The organism is Curtobacterium sp. KBS0715 (assembly GCF_005938005.2).
GTDB classification, from domain to species: Bacteria; Actinomycetota; Actinomycetes; order Actinomycetales; family Microbacteriaceae; genus Curtobacterium; species Curtobacterium flaccumfaciens.
Genome location: NZ_VCCA02000001.1, coordinates 1,646,805 through 1,667,119, shown reverse-complemented (window position 1 = coordinate 1,667,119; position 20,315 = coordinate 1,646,805). Strand labels below are relative to the sequence as shown.

The window sequence follows — 20,315 nt, the reverse complement described above, 5'->3', positions numbered from 1 at the left end:
ATGAACCGGGTCCCCGCGCCCCTGCTGGCCCTCGCCGCGATGGTGTCCGTCCAGCTCGGCGCCGCGATCGCGAAGACCCACTTCGACGACGTCGGTGCGGTCGGGGCCGCCACGCTGCGGCTCGTCATCGGTGCCGTCGTGCTCGCCCTGGTGGTCCGTCCCCGCGTCCGGCACTGGACGCGGGCGCAGTGGCTCGGTGCGGTCGGGCTCGGCCTGGCGCTCGGCGGCATGAACGTCTTCATCTACCTGTCGTTCGCGAGCATCCCGATCGGGGTCGCCGTGACGATCGAGTTCCTCGGGCCGCTCGCCCTGTCGCTCGTGCACACCCGGCGTTGGCGCGATGCACTGTGGGCGGTGCTGGCGCTCGCCGGGGTCGTGCTGCTCGGCGTCGGTCCGACCGCGGTGACCGAGGTGGGTGGGGTCGTCTGGGCGGTCCTGGCAGCCGGGTGCTGGGCGGGCTACATCGTGATGAACCGGCACGTCGGCGCCGCGATCCCCGGAGTCGACGGGCTCGTCGTGTCGATGGTGGTCGCGATGCTCGTGTCGTTGCCCTTCGGGCTCCGGTCCGCGGTCGACGGCGTCCTGCGCGAACCGACGCTCCTGATCGTCTTCGGTGCGGTCGCCGTGCTGTCCAGCGTGCTGCCGTACGCCCTCGAGATGCTCGCGCTCCGCCGGATGCCGACGCGGGTGTTCGGCGTGCTGCAGAGCCTCGGCCCGGCGATCGCCGCCCTGGCCGGCCTGGTGGTGCTGGCCGAGGGGCTGTCGGTGCTCGAGACGGTCGCCCTGGCGTGCGTCACCGCCGCGAGCGTCGGCGTGACGCTGTCGGCGCGTCGCCGACGCGGCGGACCGGTGGGGTGAACGAAGAGGAGGCCCGGATCAACTCCGCCGACGGCGGTGCGTGATCCGGGCCTCCTGGAGAAGACCGTCTACTCGTCGCGCAGGAAGTCTGCGTACGTGGGTTCCGACTGCTCGCCCGACAGCAGGGCCGGATCGTTGATCCGGCGCTCGACGTAGGCGCTGATGACCTCGGGCGGGGTGAGCACGTGGGCGACCCAGGACGGCACCGCTGCGTTCTTCATGGTGCCTCCTTCTGGACACGGGTCGGACCGAATGCCTCGATCAGTGAGTTACTTGCTGACCCCGTGTTCGCTAAACCATCCTCGGGGTGCGGGCGGAAGTCAACGCAGTGCGTTCTGCGGACTCCGGTTCGCGCTGTCCCGGTCGGCACGGAGCATGCGGTGCTTCACCGCGGAGCGCCACACCCACGCCTCGGCCTGCTGCCCGAACTGCGCCCACTCCACCAGCACGGCATCGCGGGTCCAGCTCTTCGCGAAGGCCTTCACCCGGACGTGGAAGGTCGGGAACTGGATCCACGCCCAGACCGGCTTCGGGGTGACGGCGTGGCAGACGTCGCCGCCGCGGGCGTCCTCGGACAGGGAGTACGCGCGCGGACGCTCGACCTCCGGGTGTTCCGGGGGCTGCCACCGGTTCTCGCGACGCCGTCCCACGACGGTATTCGAACGTGTGTTCGAACGACAGTCAAGTCGACCGCGTCGTCTGGACGAGCACCCGGGGCCGGACGGGCGTGTCGCAAGGGGCGCCGAACGGCGGGGAGCGTGTTCCGCTGGCGGGGTCCCGGGGCATAGGGTGCGGGCATGCAGAGCAGCACGGGGGTATGGGTGGTGTCGGCGGCCGCGGTGGTGGCGGCGCTGGTGTTCGGAGCGGCCGGACTGGTCGGGACGGTCTGGTTGGCGCCCTGGGACCTGCCCCGCGGGTTGCTCCTCGGCGCCACGGTCGTCGCCGGCATCGCCGCAGTCGTCGTGCTCGTCGCCGCGGTGCGTGCTCGGGACCGCCGGGCGCTCACGTTCGGGGTGTCCGTGCTCGCGTTCGCGCTCGTGTCGCTGGTTCCCGGACTGTTGATCGACGTGTTCCTCGTCGTCGCGCAGGCGGCGCTCGTGGCCTTCGGTGTCGTCACCGTCCGGAGTGAGCCGGGAGTGCAGCGGGCCTTCGGCTGCATCGTCACGGTGGCGGCCGCGGCGTGGTTCGTCACCGCGCTGCTGTCGGAGACCGTGCTCCTCACGGCGCTCCCGCAGGAGTCGCTCGGCGTGGCCTTCGCGGTCCCGGGCCTGCTGCAGACCGTCGCGTACCTGGCCGCGGCGGTGCTCGTCGCGGTGCCGCTGCTGCGCCCGGTGGGCCTCGGTGTCGGCATGTTGTGGGCCTCGGCCGAGGTGCGCTGACCCGGACACCGCCCGCCTCAGCCCGCGCGGGCCGCCAGACGCTCGGAGCGTCGGCGTGCCTGCTCCCCGGGGTCCGGCACCGGGGCGGCCTGGATGAGCCGTCGTGTGTACGGGTCCTGGGGCGAGCGCAGGATGGCGTCCCGCGTCCCGTGCTCGGCGACCCGACCGCCGTGCAGCACGACGACCCGGTCGCACAGGGTGTCGACCACGGCGAGGTCGTGCGTGACGAACAGGCACGCGAACCCGAGGCGCTCCTGCAGCTCGCGGAACACGTCGAGCACGCGGGCCTGCACCGACACGTCGAGCGCGCTCGTCGGCTCGTCGGCGATCAGGAGCGCGGGGTCGAGGGCCACCGCGCGGGCGATCGCGACCCGTTGCCGTTGGCCGCCGGAGAGTTCGTGCGGGTAGCGCTCGGCGTACCCGCCGTCGAGACCGACGTCGGCGAGGAGCCGTTCGACACGCTCCTCGACCTGCACCGCCGGCAGCCGGAGGATCTGGCGGAGCGGCTCGGCGACGGTCTGCCCGACGGTGTACCGGGGGTTGAGCGACCGGAGCGGGTTCTGGAACACCACGCCGACGTGCTGGCGCATCTGCCGGCGGGCGGCTCGTCGTGCGCCGGCGACGTCGGTGCCGTCGACGACCACCGAGCCGGAGGTGATCGGCGCGAGACCGACCGCGGCCCGGCCGATGGTGGTCTTGCCGCTGCCGGACTCCCCCACCAGGCCGACGATCTCGCCACGGCCAACGGTGAACGACACGTCGTCGACGGCACGGAAGCGCCCGCGCAGGGCGCCGCCGTACTCGACCACGAGGTGCCGGACGTCCAGCACGGCGGCCGGGGGCTCCGTGGCGGAGCCGAGCCGGGCCTCCTGGCCGGACCCGGTGCCCATCCGCGGGACCGCAGCGAGGAGTTCCCGCGTGTAGTCGGCGGACGGTGCGGCGAAGACCGCCTCGGCGGTGCCGGTCTCGACGACGCGTCCGCGGCGCATCACGACCACCCGGTCGGCGAGGTCAGCGACGACGCCCATGTCGTGGGTGATGAGCAGGACCGCGGTGCCGGTGCGCTCGCGCAGCGCGCGGAGGACGTCGAGCACCTCGGCCTGCACGGTGACGTCGAGGGCGGTCGTCGGCTCGTCCGCGATGAGCAGGTCCGGGTCGGCGGCGAGCGCCATCGCGATCATCACGCGCTGGGCCTGCCCGCCGGAGAGTTCGTGCGGGTACTGGCCCAGGCGGCGTTCGGGTTCGGGGACTTCCACGGCGCGGAGCAGCTCGAGCGAGCGCTCCCGGACCGCGGCGCGGTCGTGCGGGCGGTCGGTGCGTCGGACGGCCTCGGCGAGCTGGAACCCGATGGTGAACACCGGGTTCAGCGCCGCGGACGGGTCCTGGAAGATCATCGACACGCTGCGGCCCCGGACCGACCGGAGGGTGCGCTCGTCGGTGCCGATGACCTCGAGGTCGCCGAGCCGGATGCTCCCCGAGGCGCGCGCACCGTCGGGGGCGATGCCCATCGCGGTCATCGCGGTCATGCTCTTGCCGGAGCCGGACTCCCCCACGACCGCGACGACCTCGCCCCGGGCGACGGTGAACGAGGCGTCGTCGACGGCGCGGACGACCTCGCCGTCGACGTCGAAGGTGACGGTGAGGTGCTCGACGGTCAGGACGTCGGTGGTGCCGCTCATGGGGTCTCCGGGGGGTCGGTGTCGTCGCGGGCGGCCTTGAAGGCCTCCCACTCCTCGAGCATCTTGCGGTGGTAGCCCTGCAGCCACTGCATGTAGTCGCGGCCGTTGAGCAGACGCTCGCGGACCTCGGCGTCCACGTCGCCCGTGCCGGTGCGGCCGGCACCCTCGACGACGGCGAGCCCGCGGCCGATGATGTCGCGCTGCCGGTCGAGGTACTTCCGTTCGCTGGCGAGCCAGGAGCCCCAGACGTCGGCCTCGGCGCGGAAGTAGTGACTGCGCTCGCCGGGGACGATGTGGCGCTTCACGAACCCGGAGTCGACGAGCCGCCGGGTGGCCATCGACACCGACCCCGAGCTGGCACCGAGCGCTGCCTGCAGGTCGGACGACGACGAGTGCGGCGCGCGGGTCATCATCAGGTAGCCGAGCACCCGGGCGTCGGTGAGGGGCATGCCCGCGCCGTCGTTGAGCATCAGGGCGAACTCCTCGACGAACGCCTGGCGCTCCGGTCCGAGCAGCCGGTCGTCGGTCACGAGGCCAGCCCGGCGGCCACCTCGGGTCGCTCGTCCGGGATCGACCACGGCTCCTGCGACATGCCGCCCCCGCCGCGGATCGCCCGCACGGTGCCGTCCTCGTCGCGCGTGTAGGTGATGTCCTCGTCGACCGAGCCGAAGCGGTTGCCGTGGGTCATCCGCAGGGTGTCGGCGTCGACGACCTCGAGCCGGGTGGGGGTGTCCATCGGTTCGGGGCCGGACGGGTCGACCTCGACGAGCCGGTCACCGATCCGGGCGACGTCGGTGACGCCCCACGGGTTGGCGAAGCGTCCGGTGAACGCGGCGGTGTCGACGTCGTCGGGCACCGGGGTCCCCGGGGCGTCGGCGTCGGCCGCTGCGTCGAGCATGGCGATGACCGCGGTGGCGATGAGCGTGGCGGGTCCGGCGGCGGCACTCGTGAGCACCGACACGACGAGCCCGGACGCCGGGTCGAACATCGACTGGGTGATGTGGCCGGGGAACCCGCCCGAGTGGCCGCGGATCTCCCGTCCGCCGATCCGGTCGACGATGAACCCGGCGCCGTAGCCGCGGGCCGCGGGGTCGTCGGTGGCGCTCCAGGCCTTCCGCTGCGCGAGGCGCTTGGAGTGGTCGTCGAGCAGGGTGCCCTGCCCGATCACGTGCTGCGAGAAGTAGCGGACCAGGTCGGACGCGGTGCCGTGGAACCCGGTGGCGGCGGCCATCGCGCGGGTGTCGACGTGGTCGATGCGCTGCCGGTGCCTGGCGGTGTGGAAGCCGGTGTACCCGACCACGAAGTCGTCGGCGCGTGCGGGGTCCCAGTCGGGGCCGGTGTTCCGCAAGCCCAGGGGTTCGGTGATCGACTCCCGCACGAAGTCGTTGTACGACCGCCCGGAGACCTCGGCGATGACCAGGCCGAGCAGGGAGTAGCCGAGGTTCGAGTAGTTGAACGACGAGCCGGTCGGCACCTTCTGGCCCCGGTCGAGCACGAGCGCCAGGAGTTCCTGCTCGTCGGGGAACGGGCGGAGCAGGGACCAGTAGTCGCCGTCGTGCCCGTCGCGGATGACGCCGGCACCCATCTCCATGAGCTCGCGCAGGGTGGCGTCGGCGAGCGGGGAGCCGCCGTCGACCAGTGCCGGGACGTACGTGCCGACGGTGTCGTCGAGCCGGAGCGACCCGCGCTCGGCGAGCTGCAGCAGGGCCGTCGCGGTGAAGGTCTTCGAGTGCGAGGCGATGCGGAACAGGTCGGTGGTGGTCAGGCGGCGCCCGGCCTCGACGTCGGCGTAGCCCCAGGCCTCGTCGAACAGCACCTCGCCGCCGTACCCGACGGCGACCTGCACGCCGGGCACCCGCAGCTGCCACACCTTGTACGACACCCACTCACGGATGTAGGGCAGGGTCTTCCGGTACGCGGAGAGGGTGTCGGTCACGGTGGTCCTTTCGAGAAGCGGTGGTTCGAGTCTGGCGCGTCGATCGCTGCGGCGTCCGCCGCGACGCACGTCAGCGCCGACGCGGGTCGAGTGCGGCGCGCAGCGTGTCGCCGAGCGCGATGACGGCGAGCACGGTCACGGCGAGGAACGCCGCCGGCGCGATGAGCATGTGCGGGGCCCGGAGGAACTGCGACGTCGCCGCGGACAGCTGCAGCCCCCACGAGATCGCCGGACGCTCCAGCCCGATGCCGAGGTAGGTCAGCGACGACTCGGACACGATGACGCCGCCGACGGTGATGGTGGCGAGCACGAGCAGCGGCGAGATCGACGACGGCAGCACGTACCGGGTGGTGATCCGCCACGTCGACAACCCCATCGTCCGCGCGGCGAGCACGAACTCGGCGCCCCGGACGCTGCGGACGCTCGACCGCACGAGCCGGGCCATCGTCGGCCACCCGAACAGGGCGAGCACGAGCGACACGGTGAGCACCGACCGCTCCCCCACGCTGTTCAGCACCACGACGGCGCCGAGCAGGAACGGGAACCCGAGGAACACGTCGGTGAGCCGGGCGAGGACGGCGTCGACCCACCCGCCGACCATGCCCGCGACGGTCCCGACGACGACCGCGACCATGCCGGCGAGCAGGGTCGTGAGCACCGCGACGGCGATCGACGACCGGGTGCCCCAGACGACGTTCGCGTACACGTCGCAGCCCTGCAGGTCGAAGCCGAACGGGTGCCCGGCGGTCGGTGACGCCCCGCTCCGGCCGAGGTCGCACACCCGGGGGTCGCCGTGGCCGAACAGGCCGGCGAACAGCTGCGGGAACGCCGCGATGAGCAGGACCACCACGAGCACCGACGCGGGCACCCAGAACCCCGGCGTCCGTGCGGCGGCGAGCAGTGGCCGGCGCCGGACCCCGACGACGGGTTCGACGGTGGCGCCGAGGGCTTCGGTGGTCATCGGGAGGCTCCTGTCCGGACGCGCGGGTCGAGGGCGGCGTGCAGCAGGTCGACGAGCACGCTCGTGACGAGGAACACCAGGATGAGGGCGGTCGAGATGCCGACGACGACGGCACCCTCGTGCGAGCGGATGCCCTGGAACAGCAGGTTCCCGACGCCCGGCAGGTTGAAGATGCCCTCGATGATGACGGTGCCGCCCATCAGGTACCCGAGGTCGGTCGCCAGGTAGGTGGCGGTGGGGATGAGCGAGTTCCGCAGCACGTGCACGCCGACGATCCGGCCCGGGGCGAGCCCCTTGGCACGGGCCGTCCGCACGTAGTCGGCGTCGAGCGTCTCGATCATCGACGTCCGGGTGAGCCGGGACACCGCGGCCAGGCCGAACAGGGCGATCACGAACGCCGGCAGGACGTACGCGGTCGGCCACCCGGCGGTGACGCCCGCGACCGGGAACCAGTGCAGCCGCACCGAGAACACGAGCTGCAGGGCCACACCGAGCACGAACACGGGGACCGCGCCGACGACGATGGTGCCGACGAGCACCGTCTTGTCGAGCACGGTGCCGCGCTTGAGCGCCGAGACGACGCCGAGCCCGATGCCGAGGACGATCTCGAGCGCCCAGGCGCTCAGCGCCAGCGTGATCGTCACCGGCCACCGCGAGGCCATCTGCTCGCCCACGGACTGCCCGTTGAAGTCGGTGCCGAAGTCACCCCGGAACAGGCCGCCCAGGTACTGCACGTACTGCAGCCACAGCGGCTGGTCCAGGTGGTACTCCGCCCGCAGCGCCCGCACGACCGAGTCGGTGAGGGGGCGCTCGCCGCCGAGCGCCTTGATCGGGTCGCCGGGCAGCGCGAACGTCATCGCGTAGATCAGGAAGGTCACCCCGAGGAACACGATGACCAGGCCGCCGAGTCGGCGACCGACGGCGAGCGTCGGACGCATCACGCGCCTCCTGAGACGGTCGCCGACACCGGCCGGGAGGCGCGGGTCGGGTCCGCCACGTGCGCCGCGCAGGCGAGGATCGCCCCGTACTGCACGCCCACGAGCTTCCCCACCGGGATGGGCTCGGCACCCGTCGACGCGTCCGCCTGCCAGTGCGCGTACCGCTCGGCCAGGCGGTCGCGGAGCCGCCGGAGCGGCGCGGACGCCGTGCCGGCGGTCGTCTCCGCCTCGACGGCGCGCAGGAGCATGCCGCCGTAGCGCAGGCGGAAGCAGCGGACGAGGTCCTCGCAGCCGAAGCGCTCCGCGACGGTGGCGGTGCGGTCGGCCGGTTCCCGTTCGGCGCGGCGGCGGTCGGTGTCCGCCATGCCGACGAGCATCGGGACGAACGCCCGGGAGGCCTCGAGGAACGGGGACGGGATCGAGAGCATCGGCGACGCCTCGTCGAGGAACGCCTGCAGCTCCGCACCCGAGGCACCGAGCTCGTCCGCGCACCGGCGGAGCAGGTCGGCGTACGACTCGTCGGTCGGGGTCGGGTCGTCGGCGTCGGGGTGGCTCCAGTACGGCAGCTCGGCCACCATGCAGAGGGCGCCGTGCCGCATCGCCCACGCCGCGCTCGATCCGCCGTGGATGTGCTCGCCGGGGTCGACGCCGAGCTCCTCGAGGTAGGCGTACGCCGTCTCGATGCCGTCCATCGCGAACACGGCCGGGGCGAGCTCCCGCAGGTACGGGGACTCCGGCTCCCCGGTGTCGAGCGGCAGCCCGAGTGCGGCCGGCACGGCGTGCAGGGTGTCGACGACGTCAGGCAGGTCCTCGGACAGGTAGTAGTAGACACCGCCCATCTCGCCGTTGTGCAGGCTCACGAGCAGGTCCGGCTCGGTGTCGTCGATGAGCCGCATGAACGCGAGCGTCTCGGGCAGCACCTGGTCGAAGTACACCGACTTGTAGCTGTTCGGGAACGTCCACTCGACCTGGCTGTCCGGCGCGGGCCGGTAGAAGTGCCGCGAGTAGAAGACCCGGTCGTGCGGGTCGTGGAACCACGCCTCGTTGAGCCGCATGCCGTCCGGGTCGATCGTCGGGACGATGTGCCAGGTGACGTCGAGCCCCGCCACCCGATCGTCACCGAGGGCCGTCTCGGCGAGGTGCAGCGCCGTCCACGAACCGATCGGCTCGTTCGGGTGCACCCCGCCGACCACGACGGCCGCGTGCGACCCGGTGCCGATGCGGTAGCTGTGCAGGGGTTCGCCGAGGCGGCTCGTGCCGATCCGGGTGACGGTGACCCGGTCCCGGTGCGCGGCGGCGAGCGCGGCGAACCGGGCGTGCAGGTCGTCGACGAGCGGGAAGCCGTCGCGGTCGGGGACGTCGCGGACCAGGTCGAGGACGGTGTGCTGCTCCATGCCGCGCCCTACTTCACGGCGATCTGCGCGATCACGGGGCTGCCCGCCACCGCCGGCAGCTTCGCGATCTTGTCGCTCGTGACGTACGAGTACTTGTCGAAGAAGGTCGGGACGATCGGGAAGTCCTGCAGGACCGCCTCCTGCGTCTTCGTGTAGTACCCGTTCGCCTCGTCCTGGGACCCGGCGGAGTCGGCCTTCGCGAGCAGCGAGTCGACGTCGTCGGACTGGTAGTAGCCGGTGCACGGGGAGCAGCCGCCGGCCGTGGTGAACAGCGCGCGGAGCGTGTTCTGCTGGCTGATGTACAGCGCGCCCCAGTGGCCGAAGTGCGGGCCGGCGACGGTCTTGTCGGTGAGCTCCGAGTAGTAGGACGCCCAGTCGGTGGTGGCCTTCGCCTCGGCGGCGACGCCCAGGTTCTGCCGGATCTGGTTGGCGTACGCCTCGTACAGGGAGTCGAGGCCGGTGCCGCCCGGGTAGACGAGCGTCATGGTGCCGTCGAACCCGCCGGCGCTGGCGAGGAGCTTCTTCGCCGCTGCCGGGTCGAACTCGCAGGCGTCGCCGCAGATGCCCTCCTCGGTGCCGGACATCGACGGTGGGGTCAGCGCGGTGGCCGGGTCGTACAGGCCGCCGTAGATCGCGTCGTTGACCTCGTCACGGTCGATCGACATCGAGATCGCGCGGCGCACGTCGGGGTCGGAGTACCGGTCGTCCCACAGCGGGAACCCGAGGTAGTCGATGCCGGGGGCGTCGAAGGAGTGCAGGCGGTCGCCGAAGTCGGCCTTCGCGCTCGTCATCTTGTCGGTCGGCAGGAACAGCACGTCGGCGTTGCCGGCCAGGACGTCGGTGTACGCGGTGTTCATGTCGGAGTAGCTGCGGAAGGTCACCTCGTCGGTGGCGGGCTTCGTGCCCTCGTAGTCCTTCCAGGCCGTGACGGTGAACTCCTGGTCCGCCTTCCACGCCTTCGTCATCTCGTACGGGCCGTTGCCGATCGGCTTCTTGTCGTACGCCTTCAGGTCGTCGTAGGCGGCCTCGGGCATCGGGTAGAACGCCGTCTGGGCCTGGCTGAGCTGCAGGGGGAACTGGCTGTCCGCGTGGGTGAGCGTGACCGTGAAGGTGTCCTTGCCGGTGACCTTGAGTCCCGACATCTCCTTGGTCTCCGGGGTGCCCTTCGCCGGGTTGAGGTCGGTGTACCCGACGATCCCGGCGAGCTGACCGCTGTTCTCCCAAGCGTTCGGGCCGTAGGCGACGTGGTTCCAGGCCGTCACGTAGCTCTCCGGTGTGACGGCCTCGCCGTTCTGGAACGTCCAGCCGTCCCGCAGCGTGATCGTCCAGGTGGTGGCGTCGTCGCTCTCGACGCTCTTCGCCGCGACGTACCGCAGGTCACCGTCGGCGTCGGTCTGGGTCAGCGGCGCGAAGACGCTCATCACCTGGTCGAAGGCCACGGTCTGCCGTCCCGGGGTCAGGTGGTCGGGCTCGCCGGTCGCGTAGACCAGGCTCGAGGGAGCGTCGTCGTCGGCCGCGCCGCCCGCCGAACAGCCGGTCGCCACCAGTGCCAAGGTTGCCGCCGCGGCCAGCGCGGCGATCGTCCTGCGTCGCATGATCTCTCCTCGATCGGGTGCGGCCGGATCCCTGCCCGGTCGTCGTGGTGGGAAAGCTAGGACGGTTCGAATCCCGACCACAAGACTTCTTTCAATGCGCTCTGAGAGTTTTACCGCGCAGAAACACTGACGAAACGACACCCGTCGCGCGACCGGGCCCGTTGTGCCACGCTCGGAACATGCGCCACACACCGCACTTCCTGATGACCGACGTCGACGAGGTCCGACGCCTCATCACCGGGAACCCGTGGGCGACGATCGTGTCCCACACCGAGGCCGGATTGGTCGCCTCGCACTACCCGGTGCTGCTCGAGACCCCCGGCCCCGACGACGACCCGGACGCCCTCGTCCTGGTGTCCCACGTCGGCCGCCCCGACGAGGTCGCGCACGAACTCGGACGGCACGAGGTCCTCGTCGTGTTCCAGGGCCCGCACGGCTACGTCTCCCCCGCCTGGTACCCGCCGGAGCAGTTCGTGCCCACCTGGAACCACGTCACCGCCCACGTCTGGGGCACCCCCGAGATCCTGTCCGACGACGAGAACTTCCGTGTGCTCGGCGAACTCGTCGACCACTTCGAGCACGTCATGCCCTCGCCGGTGTCGTTGCAGATCGACGAGGAGACCGCCCGCCGGATGGCCAAGGGCACCGTCGGCATCCGGATCCGCGTCACCCGGTTCGACGCCCGCGCCAAGCTGTCGCAGAACAAGGCCCCCGAGGTGATCGACCGCATCGTCGCCGGGCTGCGGGGCGACGGCCCCTACGCGTCGCCGGCGCTCGCCGACGAGATGGCACGAGCAAATGGCCTGGAGGCGCCGTGACGGAGATCCTGCTCCGCACCGTCCGGCGGGTGGGCACCTCCGGGGCCCCTGCCGACGTCCGCATCGTCGACGGCCGGGTCGCCGAGATCGCACCGGCCGGCACGCTCGACCCCATGAGCGTCGACACCGACGTGGTCGAGGCCGCCGGCGCCTGGCTCGGCCCGGGGCTCCGCGACCACCACACGCACTTCGACCAGTGGGCACTCGTCCGCCGCCGTGTCGACGTCACCGGCTGCGACTCCGCCGAGGCGACCGCCGACCTGCTCGCCGCCGTCGCGCAGTCGGGCGTGACGGACCGCGTCCTGGTCGGACACGGCTACCGCGACGGGATGTGGCCGCGCCCGGCACGACGCGAGCTGCTCGACCGTGCCGCACCGGGCCTCCCGGTCGTCGTGATCAGCGCGGACCTGCACGCGGTGTGGTGCAACGCGCTCGCGCTCGCGCACTTCTCGGCTGCTGTCGGCCGCCCGCTCGAGGCGGGCGAGGACGGGGTCCTGCGCGAGCAGGACGCGTTCGACGTGACCGGTGCGCTGTCGCAGGTGCCGGACGACCTGCTCGACGCCTACGTGGCGGATGCTGCCGAGGCCGCGGCGGCCCGCGGGGTGACGGGCGTGGTCGACCTCGAGATGCGCTTCGGGCTCGACCGCTGGCGCCGCCGGATCCACGCCGGCACCGACGCGATCCGGGTCGCGTCCGGGGTGTACCCGGCCGAGCTCGACGAGGCCATCGCCCGGGGTCTGCGCACCGGCGACGTGGTCGACGGCACGCGGGGCCTGCTCACGATGGGCCCGTTCAAGGTGGTCACGGACGGGTCGCTCGGCACCCGGACCGCCGCCATGACCGACGGCTCCGGCGTGCTCGCCTGGCCGTTCGAGGAGCTCGTCGCGATCACCCGCCGTGCCGTCGACGCCGGACTCGTCCCCGCGATCCACGCGATCGGCGACCGTGCGAACACCCTGGCGCTCGACGTCTTCGAGACCGTCGGGGCCCGCGGCACGATCGAGCACGCGCAGTTGCTCGTCGACACCGACGTGGACCGGTTCGCCCGGCTCGGGGTCGCCGCGTCCGTGCAGCCCGAACACGCCATGGACGACCGGGACATCGCCGACCGGCACTGGGCCGGGCACACCGACCGGGCCTTCGCCTTCGCGTCGCTCGCCCGGGCCGGAGCGCGCCTGCTGCTCGGGTCGGACGCTCCGGTGGCGCCGCTCGACCCGTGGGTGTCGATGGCGGCGGCCGTCGGACGGGACCGCGACGGGCGGGACCCGTGGCACCCGGCCGAACGGCTCTCGGCGCTCGTCGCCTGGCAGGGGTCGACCGACGGGCGGGTCGGGGTGTCCGTCGGCGACGTGGCGGACCTGGTGCTCGTCGAGTCCGACCCGCTGGCGGCGCCGTCCGCCGCACTGCGCGGCATGCGGGTGCTCGGGACGGCCGTGGCCGGGCGGTTCACGTACCGGGAGCTGTGACCCAGGAGGGCGGGCGGCTGCGTCCGTGCCCCGAGGGCTACTTCTGGTCCTTCGGGCACCAGTAGAGCTTCCGGCCGGCCATGTCGGCCATCCGGATCTCGGTGCCGCACACCCGGCACGGCTCGCCCTGCCGGTGGTAGACCCAGTGACGGTCCTTGCGTGATCGCAGGGCCTTCTTGTGGTCGGCCTCGGACAGGTCGTCCATCGTCATCATCAGGCCGTCGCGGACGCCGTCGTGCAGCAGCTTCGACCAGTCCGCCCAGAGCGCCTTGGCCTGCTTGACGGTGATCTTCTTGCCGGGCTTGTACGGGTCGATGCGCTGCCGGAACAGCAGCTCGGCGCGGTAGATGTTGCCGATGCCGGCCACGACGGACTGGTCCATGAGCAGCTGCCCGATCGCGACGTTCCGACGGCGGACGTTGTCGACGAAGGTCTTCTCGGCCTCGGGCCCGTCGTCGTTCATCGGGTCGGGGCCGAGCTTGTCGAGCGCGCGCTGCACCTCGGCCGGGGTCTCCACCACGCACGCCGTCGGGCCGCGCAGGTCGGCGACGGTGTCCTCGGTGAGGATCCGCACCCGGACCTGGCCCACCGGGTCCGGCGGGAAGGACTCGATCGGGTCCTCCGCCTTCTCCTGCTCGGCCATCCGGTAGCGGGCGAGCCGCGGTGCTCCGATCGAGCTGAGCGACTCTTCGCGGTCGTCGTCGTCGGACAGCGCCTCGGCGGTGGAGATCACGCCCGCGAAGTCCCATGCCCCGTACAGCCCGAGGTGGACACGGAGGAACAGGTCGCCCTCGAACTCCAGGAACATCTGCTTCGCCACCGCACGCGCGGCGATCATGCGCTTGCCGTCGAGCTGCGCGGCCCCGGCGGCGAAGCGCCCCTGGGGGCTCGACACCTCGCAGCGCTTGCCGACGAAGTGCCGGGTGAACTGGTTGGCGATGCGGTGGACGGAGTGACCCTCGGGCATGACTACCGTTCTACCCGGTACCCCTGACGGGCCGGACTACGCGTCGATCTGGCGGCCGGCGATCAGCCCGGTGGTCTCGTACTCGGCGAGCTGGGCGATGCGGCGGGCGTGGCGCTCCTCGCCGGAGAACGGCTCGGCGATGAACAGGTCGACGAACCGGATCGCCTCGTCCTCGGTGTGCTGGCGTGCGCCGATGGAGATGACGTTGGCGTCGTTGTGCTGACGGGCGAGCAGCGCGGTCGACTCGTTCCACACGAGCGCGGCACGGATGCCCTCCACCTTGTTGGCAGCGATCTGCTCACCGTTGCCGGAACCGCCGAAGACGACACCGAGCGCCTGGACACCGGCGCGCTGGTCCTGCACCACGGCGTGCGCGGCGTTGATGCAGAACGAGGGGTAGTCGTCGAGCGCGTCGTACTCGGTCGGACCGTGGTCCACCACCTCGTGCCCGGCTTCGGTCAGGTGGGTTGCGAGGGTCTTGTTGAACTCGAGGCCGGCGTGGTCCGTTCCGAGGTGGATGCGCATGGAACCGATCATATTCCTGCGGCTCCGGGCCCCGGACCACCACGGACTACGGCGCGCGGACCACCACGACGAGGTACCGGGTGGGGTCCTCGCCCGAGTTGCGGTAGACGACGTCGGCAGGGTCGCCGAGCTCGATCCGGTCCCCCGCCGCCAGGCGCGTCGGCTCACCGCCGACGACGACCTCGAGCACGCCGTCGACGACCCAGATGCAGTGCCGCAGGAACGCGTAGGCGGACGCCGGGTAGGCCACTTCGCGGCCGGCCGGGAGGCGCACCTCGGTGATGTCGGCGGGGAACGTCGCGCTCGAGACCGGACGGCGGCGGTACCCGGTGTCGGGATCGGTCCAGGAATCGGCGGTCGCGCCGCGCTGGACCCCGCGCGCCTCGTCGGGGTCCGTCACCCTGGGCACCTCGTGCTCCAGGGCATCGTCGAGGAGCTGCGAGATCGTCAGGCCGAAGGCACCGGACAGGCGACCGAGGATCGTCGCGGTGGGACTGGAGACCCCGCGCTCGACGCGGTTGATCATCGCGCGGGAGACACCGGACTCCTCGGCGAGCTCGGTGAGGCTCCACTTCCGCTCGGTGCGGAGCCGCTGGAGGCGTTCACCGAGCGCCCGCTGCTCGGCGACCGAGGTGTCGTCGGCACCGGTTGCGGGATCGGCGCGCTCGTCGTCTACGATGTGAGACATGACGACAGCATATGCGACGAACGGGGTCGTGATCCGCGACTGCACCCAGAGCGACCTCGACGTCGTGCACGCCCTGCACGTCGATGCCGTCCTGCACTCCACGGCCATCTGGCAGGACACCCCGCACCCGCGTGCGTACTTCGACGGGTGGCTCGCCGAGCGGCAGGGAGGCGGGTACCCGGTGGTCGTGGCCGAGGTCGACGGCGTCGTGGCCGGGTACGCCACGTACTCCCAGTGGCGGCCGCACCAGGGGTACCGGCTGACCGTCGAGCACAGCGTCTACGTGGTCGAGGCGTTCCGCGGCCGGGGCATCGCGACGACCCTGATGGCCGAGTTGGTCGCGCGCGCCACCGCCGAGGGCCGGCACGTCATGATGGCCGGGATCTGCAGCACCAACACGGGGTCGATCGCCCTGCACGAACGCCTGGGGTTCACCACGGTCGCGGTCGTGCCCGAGGTCGGACGCAAGTTCGACCGCTGGCTCGACCTGACGATGATGCGGCTGCCGCTCGTCTGACGCGACGGGCGGGGCGGACACACCACGGGCCTCCCGGCCGCCCGTCCCCCACCGGTCGGTACCGGATCAGTCGGTGGTGTCGAAGATCGGACCGACCGTGCGCGAGCGCTTGAGCTCGAAGAAGCCGGGGTACTTCGCGACGGCGACGACGCCGTCCCACAGGTCGAGCGCCTCCTGGCCCTTGGGTGCCGGGGAGATGACCGGTCCGAAGAACGCGGTGCCCTCGACGGCGATGACCGGCGTGCCGACGTCCTGTCCGACGCGGTCGATGCCGTCCTGGTGACTGGCACGCACGGCGGCGTCGACCTCGTCCGTCCAGGCGTACTCGAGCAGGTCGGCGTCGAGGCCGAGCTCGGCGAGCACGGCGGGGACGACCTGCTCCGGGTCGGACTCCTGGCGGTGGTGGATGTGCTCGCCGAGGGCGTCGTAGAGCGGCTTGACGACGTCCTGTCCGAGCCGGAGCCTCGCCGCCGTGACGATCCGCGGGTAGACCTGGCCCGCGTGCAGGCGCTCCTTGTAGCTCTCCGGGACGTCCTGGTCCTCGTTGAGGACGAACAGGCTCATCACGTTCCAGGTCACGTCGAGGTCGCGGTGCTCGGCGACCTCACCCACCCAGCGGCTCGTCATCCAGGCCCAGGGGCAGTTCGGGTCGAACCAGAACTCCACGGCGGTGCGCTCGGTGGTGGTGTCGGTCGGGTTGTCCACAGTCGTCTCGGTCACGATCCGAGCGTACGCGGCGTCGCTAGGCTGGAACCCATCGTCCCGCCGGCGCACGACGCCGTCCGGGGCCCCGTACGCGGACACCGATCGTCCGCGTCCCCAGCGAAGATGGAGCGTTGCGTGCCCGGAGAGAACCTCACCCGAATCGAAGCCCAGGAGCGCGCGGCCGTCGTCGCCGTGCAGACGTACGACGTCGAGCTCGACCTGACCCGCGGCGCCGACAGCTTCGGCAGCACCACGCGGGTGCGCTTCACCGCCACCGCCGGCGCATCGACCTTCATCGACGCCATCACGAAGACCGTGCACTCGATCACGCTGAACGGCACGGCGCTCGACGTCGCCGCGGTGAACGACGGCGTGCGCATCCGGCTCGACGACCTGCAGGAGCAGAACGAGCTCGTGGTCGTCAGCGACGCGCTGTACACGAACACCGGTGAAGGCCTGCACCGCTTCGTCGACCCGGTGGACGACGAGGTGTACCTGTACTCCCAGTTCGAGGTCCCCGACTCCCGCCGCATGTTCGCGGTGTTCGAGCAGCCCGACCTGAAGGCCGAGTTCTCCTTCACCGTGACGGCGCCGTCGCGGTGGCAGGTCGTCTCGAACTCCCCGACTCCGGAGCCGCACGTCGACGGCGACGTCGCGACCTGGGCCTTCCCGCCCACCGCGCGCATCTCGAGCTACATCACCGCGCTCGTCGCCGGCCCGTACGAGGTCGTGCGCGACGAGCTGACCAGCCGCGACGGCCGGACGATCCCGCTCGGTGTGTTCGCGCGCAAGTCGCTCGCCTCGTACCTCGACCCCGAGTACGTGTTCGACATCACGAAGAAGGGCTTCGCGTACTTCGAGGAGAAGTTCGACGTCGCCTACCCCTTCGACAAGTACGACCAGCTGTTCGTGCCGGAGTTCAACGCCGGTGCGATGGAGAACGCCGGCGCGGTCACCTTCACCGAGACCTACGTGTTCCGGTCGAAGGTCACCGACGCCATCAAGGAGCGCCGGGTCGTCACGATCCTGCACGAGCTCGCCCACATGTGGTTCGGCGACCTGGTCACCATGAAGTGGTGGAACGACCTGTGGCTCAACGAGTCCTTCGCCGAGTGGGCCTCCACGATCGCCACGGCCGAGGCCACCGAGTGGACCGAGGCCTGGACCACGTTCCAGGCGATGGAGAAGTCCTGGGCCTACCGCCAGGACCAGCTCCCCTCGACGCACCCGATCGTCGCGACGATCAACGACCTCGAAGACGTCCAGGTCAACTTCGACGGCATCACCTACGCGAAGGGCGGCTCGGTCCTCAAGCAGCTCGTCGCCTGGGTCGGCATCGACGCGTTCTTCGCGGGTGTCTCCGCCTACTTCAAGAAGCACCACCACTCGAACACCGAGCTCCGCGACCTGCTCGTCGAGCTCGAGGCGACGAGCGGCCGTGAGCTGACCGAGTGGTCGAAGCTCTGGCTCGAGACCGCGGGCGTCAACACCCTGCGTCCCGAGATCGAGACCGACGAGTCCGGTGTCATCACGTCGTTCACCGTCCTGCAGGAAGCCCCCGCCGACTACCCGACGCTGCGCCCGCACCGTCTGGCGATCGGCGTGTACGCCTTCCGGAACGACGAGTCCGCGCCGTTCGGCGCCGACACGGCCTCCGCCGGCGGCAAGCTCGAGCGGGTCCACCGCGTCGAGATCGACGTCGACGGTGCCCGCACCGAGGTGCCCGAGCTCGTCGGCGTCCAGCGCGGCGACCTCGTGCTGCTGAACGACGACGACCTGGCCTACGCCAAGATCCGTCTCGACGAGCACTCCCGGCGCACCGCGATCGAGCACCTCGCGTCGATCGCGAACCCGCTCGCCCGCTCGATCGTCTGGGGTTCCGTGTGGGACGCCACGCGCGACGCCGAGTCCCCGGCCAGCGACTACGTCCGCCTCGTGCTCGGCAACATCGCGACCGAGACCGAGTCGACCACCATCCGCACGACGCTCTCGCAGCTGCTGCTCACCGCACGCAACTACGTGGCACCGGGCTCGGTCGAGGCAACGGTCCGCACCGTCGGCGACACGCTCTGGCAGCTCGCGTCCTCGGCCGAGGCCGGTTCCGACGCGCAGTTCCAGTTCGTGAAGTTCTTCGCGCAGATCCCGTCCACGCCCGAGCACGTCGCGACGCTGCAGGGTCTCCGCGACGGATCGGTCACGCTCCAGGGCCTCGAGATCGACACGGACCTGCGCTGGGAGCTGCTCGAGGGCCTCGTGCTCGCGGGTGCTGCGGACAACGCCGAGATCGACGCCGAGCTCGCCGCGGACAAGACCGCGTCGGGCGAGCAGGCCGCGGCCCGCGCCCGGGCGACGATCCCCACGGCCGAGGGCAAGCTGGCGGCGTTCTCGTCGCTGGTCGACTCGTCCGAGCTGCCGAACGCCATCGTGCGCCAGACCACGGTCGGGTTCCAGCACGTGAACAGCCCGGTGCTGCTCGAGGGCCTCGTGCCGAAGTACTTCGAGGTGCTCACGCGCATCTGGGCCGAGCGCAGCTACCACATGGCGGACACCATCGTCTCGGGCCTCTACCCGGCGCCGCTCGCGTCGGCCGAGCTCCGTGACGCCGCCGCCGCGTGGCTCGAGGAGCACCCGGAGACGCCGGCGCTGCGCCGCATCGTGTCCGAGAGCCTCGCGGGCACCGAGCGCGCGCTCCGGGTCCAGGCCGCCGACGCCTGACCCTGCGCTGATCCGGCGGGGTCTTGGTGTTCCTCCAGGGACGCCGAGGCCCCGCCGCTTAGCATCGACCGGATATGAACCTGGCTGCAGACTCCACCGACGTCCCGAAGTGGGCCTCCAACACCTTCACCCAGTTCGTCGACGCGTGGCACATCCCGATCACGATCGTCATCACGATCCTCGCGGCGATCCTCGTGCGCGTGTTCCTGCGGCGCATGATCAAGCAGGTCGTCGACCGGGTCGTGAACGGCGTCAAGAAGCGCCAGGGCGCTGAGGACACGCAGGCGCTCATCGCCTCGCCCGTGCAGACCGCCCGGGTCGTGCAGCGGACCCGGACGCTGGGCAGTGTGCTCGAGAACCTGGCGACGGTCATCGTCGTCGTCATCGCGCTGGCGATCATCATCCCGGTCGCGATCCCGGACGCCGCGGTCGGCATCGTCGGCGGGGCATCGCTCGTCGCAGCGGGTCTCGCCGTCGGCGCCCAGTCGATCGTGAAGGACCTGCTGTCCGGCGTCTTCATGATCCTCGAGGACCAGGCCGGCGTCGGTGACGTCGTCGACACCGGTCAGGCCACGGGCGTCGTCGAGAACGTCGGGCTGCGCGTCATGCAGATCCGCGACGTGAACGGCATCCTGTGGTTCGTGCCGAACGGCCAGATCCTGCGCGTCGGCAACCTGTCGCAAGGCTGGTCGCGCGTGCTCGTCGACATCACCGTGCCCTACGACACCGACATCGACGCCGTGCAGGACGCCCTGCTCAAGGCCGCAGTCACGATGTCGCAGGAGTCCCGCTGGCGGCAGCGGATCGTCGAGAAGCCGGAGATCTGGGGCCTGCAGTCGATCACCGACGCGGGCATGGTCTTCCGCCTGGTCGTGAAGACCCGCGCGTCCGAGCTCGACGTCGTCGGCCGGGAGCTCCGCACCCGCCTGAAGCACGCCGTCGACGAGCTCGGCATCAGCCTGCCCGCGATGGCGATGATCATGCCCGAGGGCTGGGAGAACGCCACCTCGATCAACGGCCTGCGCACCGTCCGGACCCAGCCGACGCCGGCGCCCACGAAGCCCCGGCGGACCAAGCGCAACATCCTCGGGCAGCCGATCCGCACGGACGACCCCGACAGCGGGAAGGACCCCCGATGACCGACCCCACACCCCCGAGCGGCACCGGCGGGCCC

Annotated in this window: 20 protein-coding genes; 7 read left to right on the top strand and 13 right to left on the bottom strand. The window is 71.5% G+C overall.

The genetic code is table 11. The features are described from left to right. Nucleotides 1–858: a DMT family transporter gene (locus FFG40_RS08025; RefSeq protein WP_138802821.1), complete on the top strand. Its 858-nt coding sequence runs from the start codon at nucleotides 1–3 to the stop codon at nucleotides 856–858. Nucleotides 859–926: 68 nt separating this feature from the next. Here the strand turns inward: FFG40_RS08025 and FFG40_RS17095 are convergent, their stop codons facing one another. Together FFG40_RS17095 and FFG40_RS08020 are read right to left on the bottom strand one after the other, a co-directional pair. Continuing rightward, complete coding sequence (locus tag FFG40_RS17095) at nucleotides 927–1,079, bottom strand: hypothetical protein (RefSeq protein WP_017886018.1); 153 nt, start codon at nucleotides 1,077–1,079, stop codon at nucleotides 927–929. Between the two features lie 99 nt (nucleotides 1,080–1,178). Further along, on the bottom strand, nucleotides 1,179–1,508 hold the full coding sequence (locus tag FFG40_RS08020) for a hypothetical protein (RefSeq protein WP_138802820.1): 330 nt from the start codon (nucleotides 1,506–1,508) through the stop codon (nucleotides 1,179–1,181). Between the two features lie 147 nt (nucleotides 1,509–1,655). Between FFG40_RS08020 and FFG40_RS08015 the strand changes: the two genes are divergently transcribed. Continuing rightward, nucleotides 1,656–2,237, top strand: a complete 582-nt coding sequence (locus tag FFG40_RS08015; RefSeq protein ID WP_138802819.1) for a hypothetical protein — start codon at nucleotides 1,656–1,658, stop codon at nucleotides 2,235–2,237. A gap of 17 nt (nucleotides 2,238–2,254) precedes the next feature. Here FFG40_RS08015 and FFG40_RS08010 read toward each other — a convergent pair whose 3' ends face one another. From FFG40_RS08010 to FFG40_RS07980, 7 genes are all read right to left on the bottom strand, one after another. Next, nucleotides 2,255–3,916 carry an ABC transporter ATP-binding protein gene (locus FFG40_RS08010; RefSeq protein WP_138802818.1) on the bottom strand — a complete coding sequence of 554 codons (1,662 nt, stop codon included), beginning with the start codon at nucleotides 3,914–3,916 and terminating at the stop codon, nucleotides 2,255–2,257. Continuing rightward, complete coding sequence (locus FFG40_RS08005; RefSeq protein WP_231495614.1) at nucleotides 3,913–4,446, bottom strand: GbsR/MarR family transcriptional regulator; 534 nt, start codon at nucleotides 4,444–4,446, stop codon at nucleotides 3,913–3,915. The genes FFG40_RS08010 and FFG40_RS08005 overlap by 4 nt, the downstream gene beginning before the upstream one ends. Then, the gene (locus FFG40_RS08000) at nucleotides 4,443–5,852 is read right to left on the bottom strand and encodes a serine hydrolase (RefSeq protein WP_260678823.1); all 1,410 of its coding nucleotides are present in this window, start codon (nucleotides 5,850–5,852) and stop codon (nucleotides 4,443–4,445) included. Before FFG40_RS08000 ends, FFG40_RS08005 begins: the two co-directional genes overlap by 4 nt. Nucleotides 5,853–5,922: 70 nt before the next feature. Next, nucleotides 5,923–6,813: an ABC transporter permease gene (locus FFG40_RS07995; RefSeq protein ID WP_071246671.1), complete on the bottom strand. Its 891-nt coding sequence runs from the start codon at nucleotides 6,811–6,813 to the stop codon at nucleotides 5,923–5,925. After that, nucleotides 6,810–7,751: an ABC transporter permease gene (locus FFG40_RS07990; RefSeq protein WP_110859193.1), complete on the bottom strand. Its 942-nt coding sequence runs from the start codon at nucleotides 7,749–7,751 to the stop codon at nucleotides 6,810–6,812. Before FFG40_RS07990 ends, FFG40_RS07995 begins: the two co-directional genes overlap by 4 nt. After that, entirely contained in the window at nucleotides 7,751–9,145 is a 1,395-nt protein-coding gene (locus FFG40_RS07985) for a M14 family zinc carboxypeptidase (protein ID WP_138802817.1), read from the bottom strand. Before FFG40_RS07985 ends, FFG40_RS07990 begins: the two co-directional genes overlap by 1 nt. An 8-nt stretch (nucleotides 9,146–9,153) precedes the next feature. After that, nucleotides 9,154–10,740, bottom strand: coding sequence for an ABC transporter substrate-binding protein (locus tag FFG40_RS07980; RefSeq protein ID WP_260678822.1), 1,587 nt, complete (start codon nucleotides 10,738–10,740; stop codon nucleotides 9,154–9,156). Nucleotides 10,741–10,919: 179 nt separating this feature from the next. On the opposite strand from FFG40_RS07980, the gene FFG40_RS07975 reads away from it, so the two are divergent. Further along, on the top strand, nucleotides 10,920–11,558 hold the full coding sequence (locus FFG40_RS07975) for an FMN-binding negative transcriptional regulator (RefSeq protein ID WP_138802816.1): 639 nt from the start codon (nucleotides 10,920–10,922) through the stop codon (nucleotides 11,556–11,558). Beyond that, a complete protein-coding gene (locus tag FFG40_RS07970) occupies nucleotides 11,555–13,024 on the top strand; it encodes an amidohydrolase (protein ID WP_138802815.1) in 1,470 nt (489 codons plus the stop codon). Before FFG40_RS07975 ends, FFG40_RS07970 begins: the two co-directional genes overlap by 4 nt. 37 nt (nucleotides 13,025–13,061) lie before the next feature. On the opposite strand, the gene FFG40_RS07965 is transcribed toward FFG40_RS07970, so the two are convergent. From FFG40_RS07965 to FFG40_RS07955, 3 genes are read right to left on the bottom strand one after another with little or no spacing between them, the layout of a single operon-like run. Next, nucleotides 13,062–13,991 carry an Fpg/Nei family DNA glycosylase gene (locus FFG40_RS07965; protein WP_071246661.1) on the bottom strand — a complete coding sequence of 310 codons (930 nt, stop codon included), beginning with the start codon at nucleotides 13,989–13,991 and terminating at the stop codon, nucleotides 13,062–13,064. Nucleotides 13,992–14,027: 36 nt separating this feature from the next. Continuing rightward, entirely contained in the window at nucleotides 14,028–14,516 is a 489-nt protein-coding gene (locus FFG40_RS07960) for a ribose-5-phosphate isomerase (protein ID WP_027464669.1), read from the bottom strand. 46 nt (nucleotides 14,517–14,562) lie between these two features. Beyond that, nucleotides 14,563–15,204: a helix-turn-helix domain-containing protein gene (locus FFG40_RS07955; RefSeq protein WP_138802814.1), complete on the bottom strand. Its 642-nt coding sequence runs from the start codon at nucleotides 15,202–15,204 to the stop codon at nucleotides 14,563–14,565. Between FFG40_RS07955 and FFG40_RS07950 the strand changes: the two genes are divergently transcribed. Next, entirely contained in the window at nucleotides 15,203–15,721 is a 519-nt protein-coding gene (locus FFG40_RS07950; RefSeq protein ID WP_138802813.1) for a GNAT family N-acetyltransferase, read from the top strand. The genes FFG40_RS07955 and FFG40_RS07950 overlap by 2 nt on opposite strands. A 66-nt stretch (nucleotides 15,722–15,787) precedes the next feature. On the opposite strand, the gene FFG40_RS07945 is transcribed toward FFG40_RS07950, so the two are convergent. Then, nucleotides 15,788–16,348 (bottom strand): disulfide bond formation protein DsbA, encoded by a 561-nt coding sequence (locus FFG40_RS07945; RefSeq protein ID WP_244993485.1) that lies wholly within the window; start codon nucleotides 16,346–16,348, stop codon nucleotides 15,788–15,790. Between the two features lie 213 nt (nucleotides 16,349–16,561). Here FFG40_RS07945 and pepN point away from each other — a divergent pair, with 213 nt between their 5' ends. Together pepN and FFG40_RS07935 are read left to right on the top strand one after the other, a co-directional pair. Further along, nucleotides 16,562–19,141 carry an aminopeptidase N gene (pepN, locus tag FFG40_RS07940; RefSeq protein ID WP_138802812.1) on the top strand — a complete coding sequence of 860 codons (2,580 nt, stop codon included), beginning with the start codon at nucleotides 16,562–16,564 and terminating at the stop codon, nucleotides 19,139–19,141. A 74-nt stretch (nucleotides 19,142–19,215) separates the two neighbouring features. Beyond that, nucleotides 19,216–20,280 (top strand): mechanosensitive ion channel family protein, encoded by a 1,065-nt coding sequence (locus FFG40_RS07935; protein WP_138802811.1) that lies wholly within the window; start codon nucleotides 19,216–19,218, stop codon nucleotides 20,278–20,280. Nucleotides 20,281–20,315 lie beyond the last annotated feature (35 nt).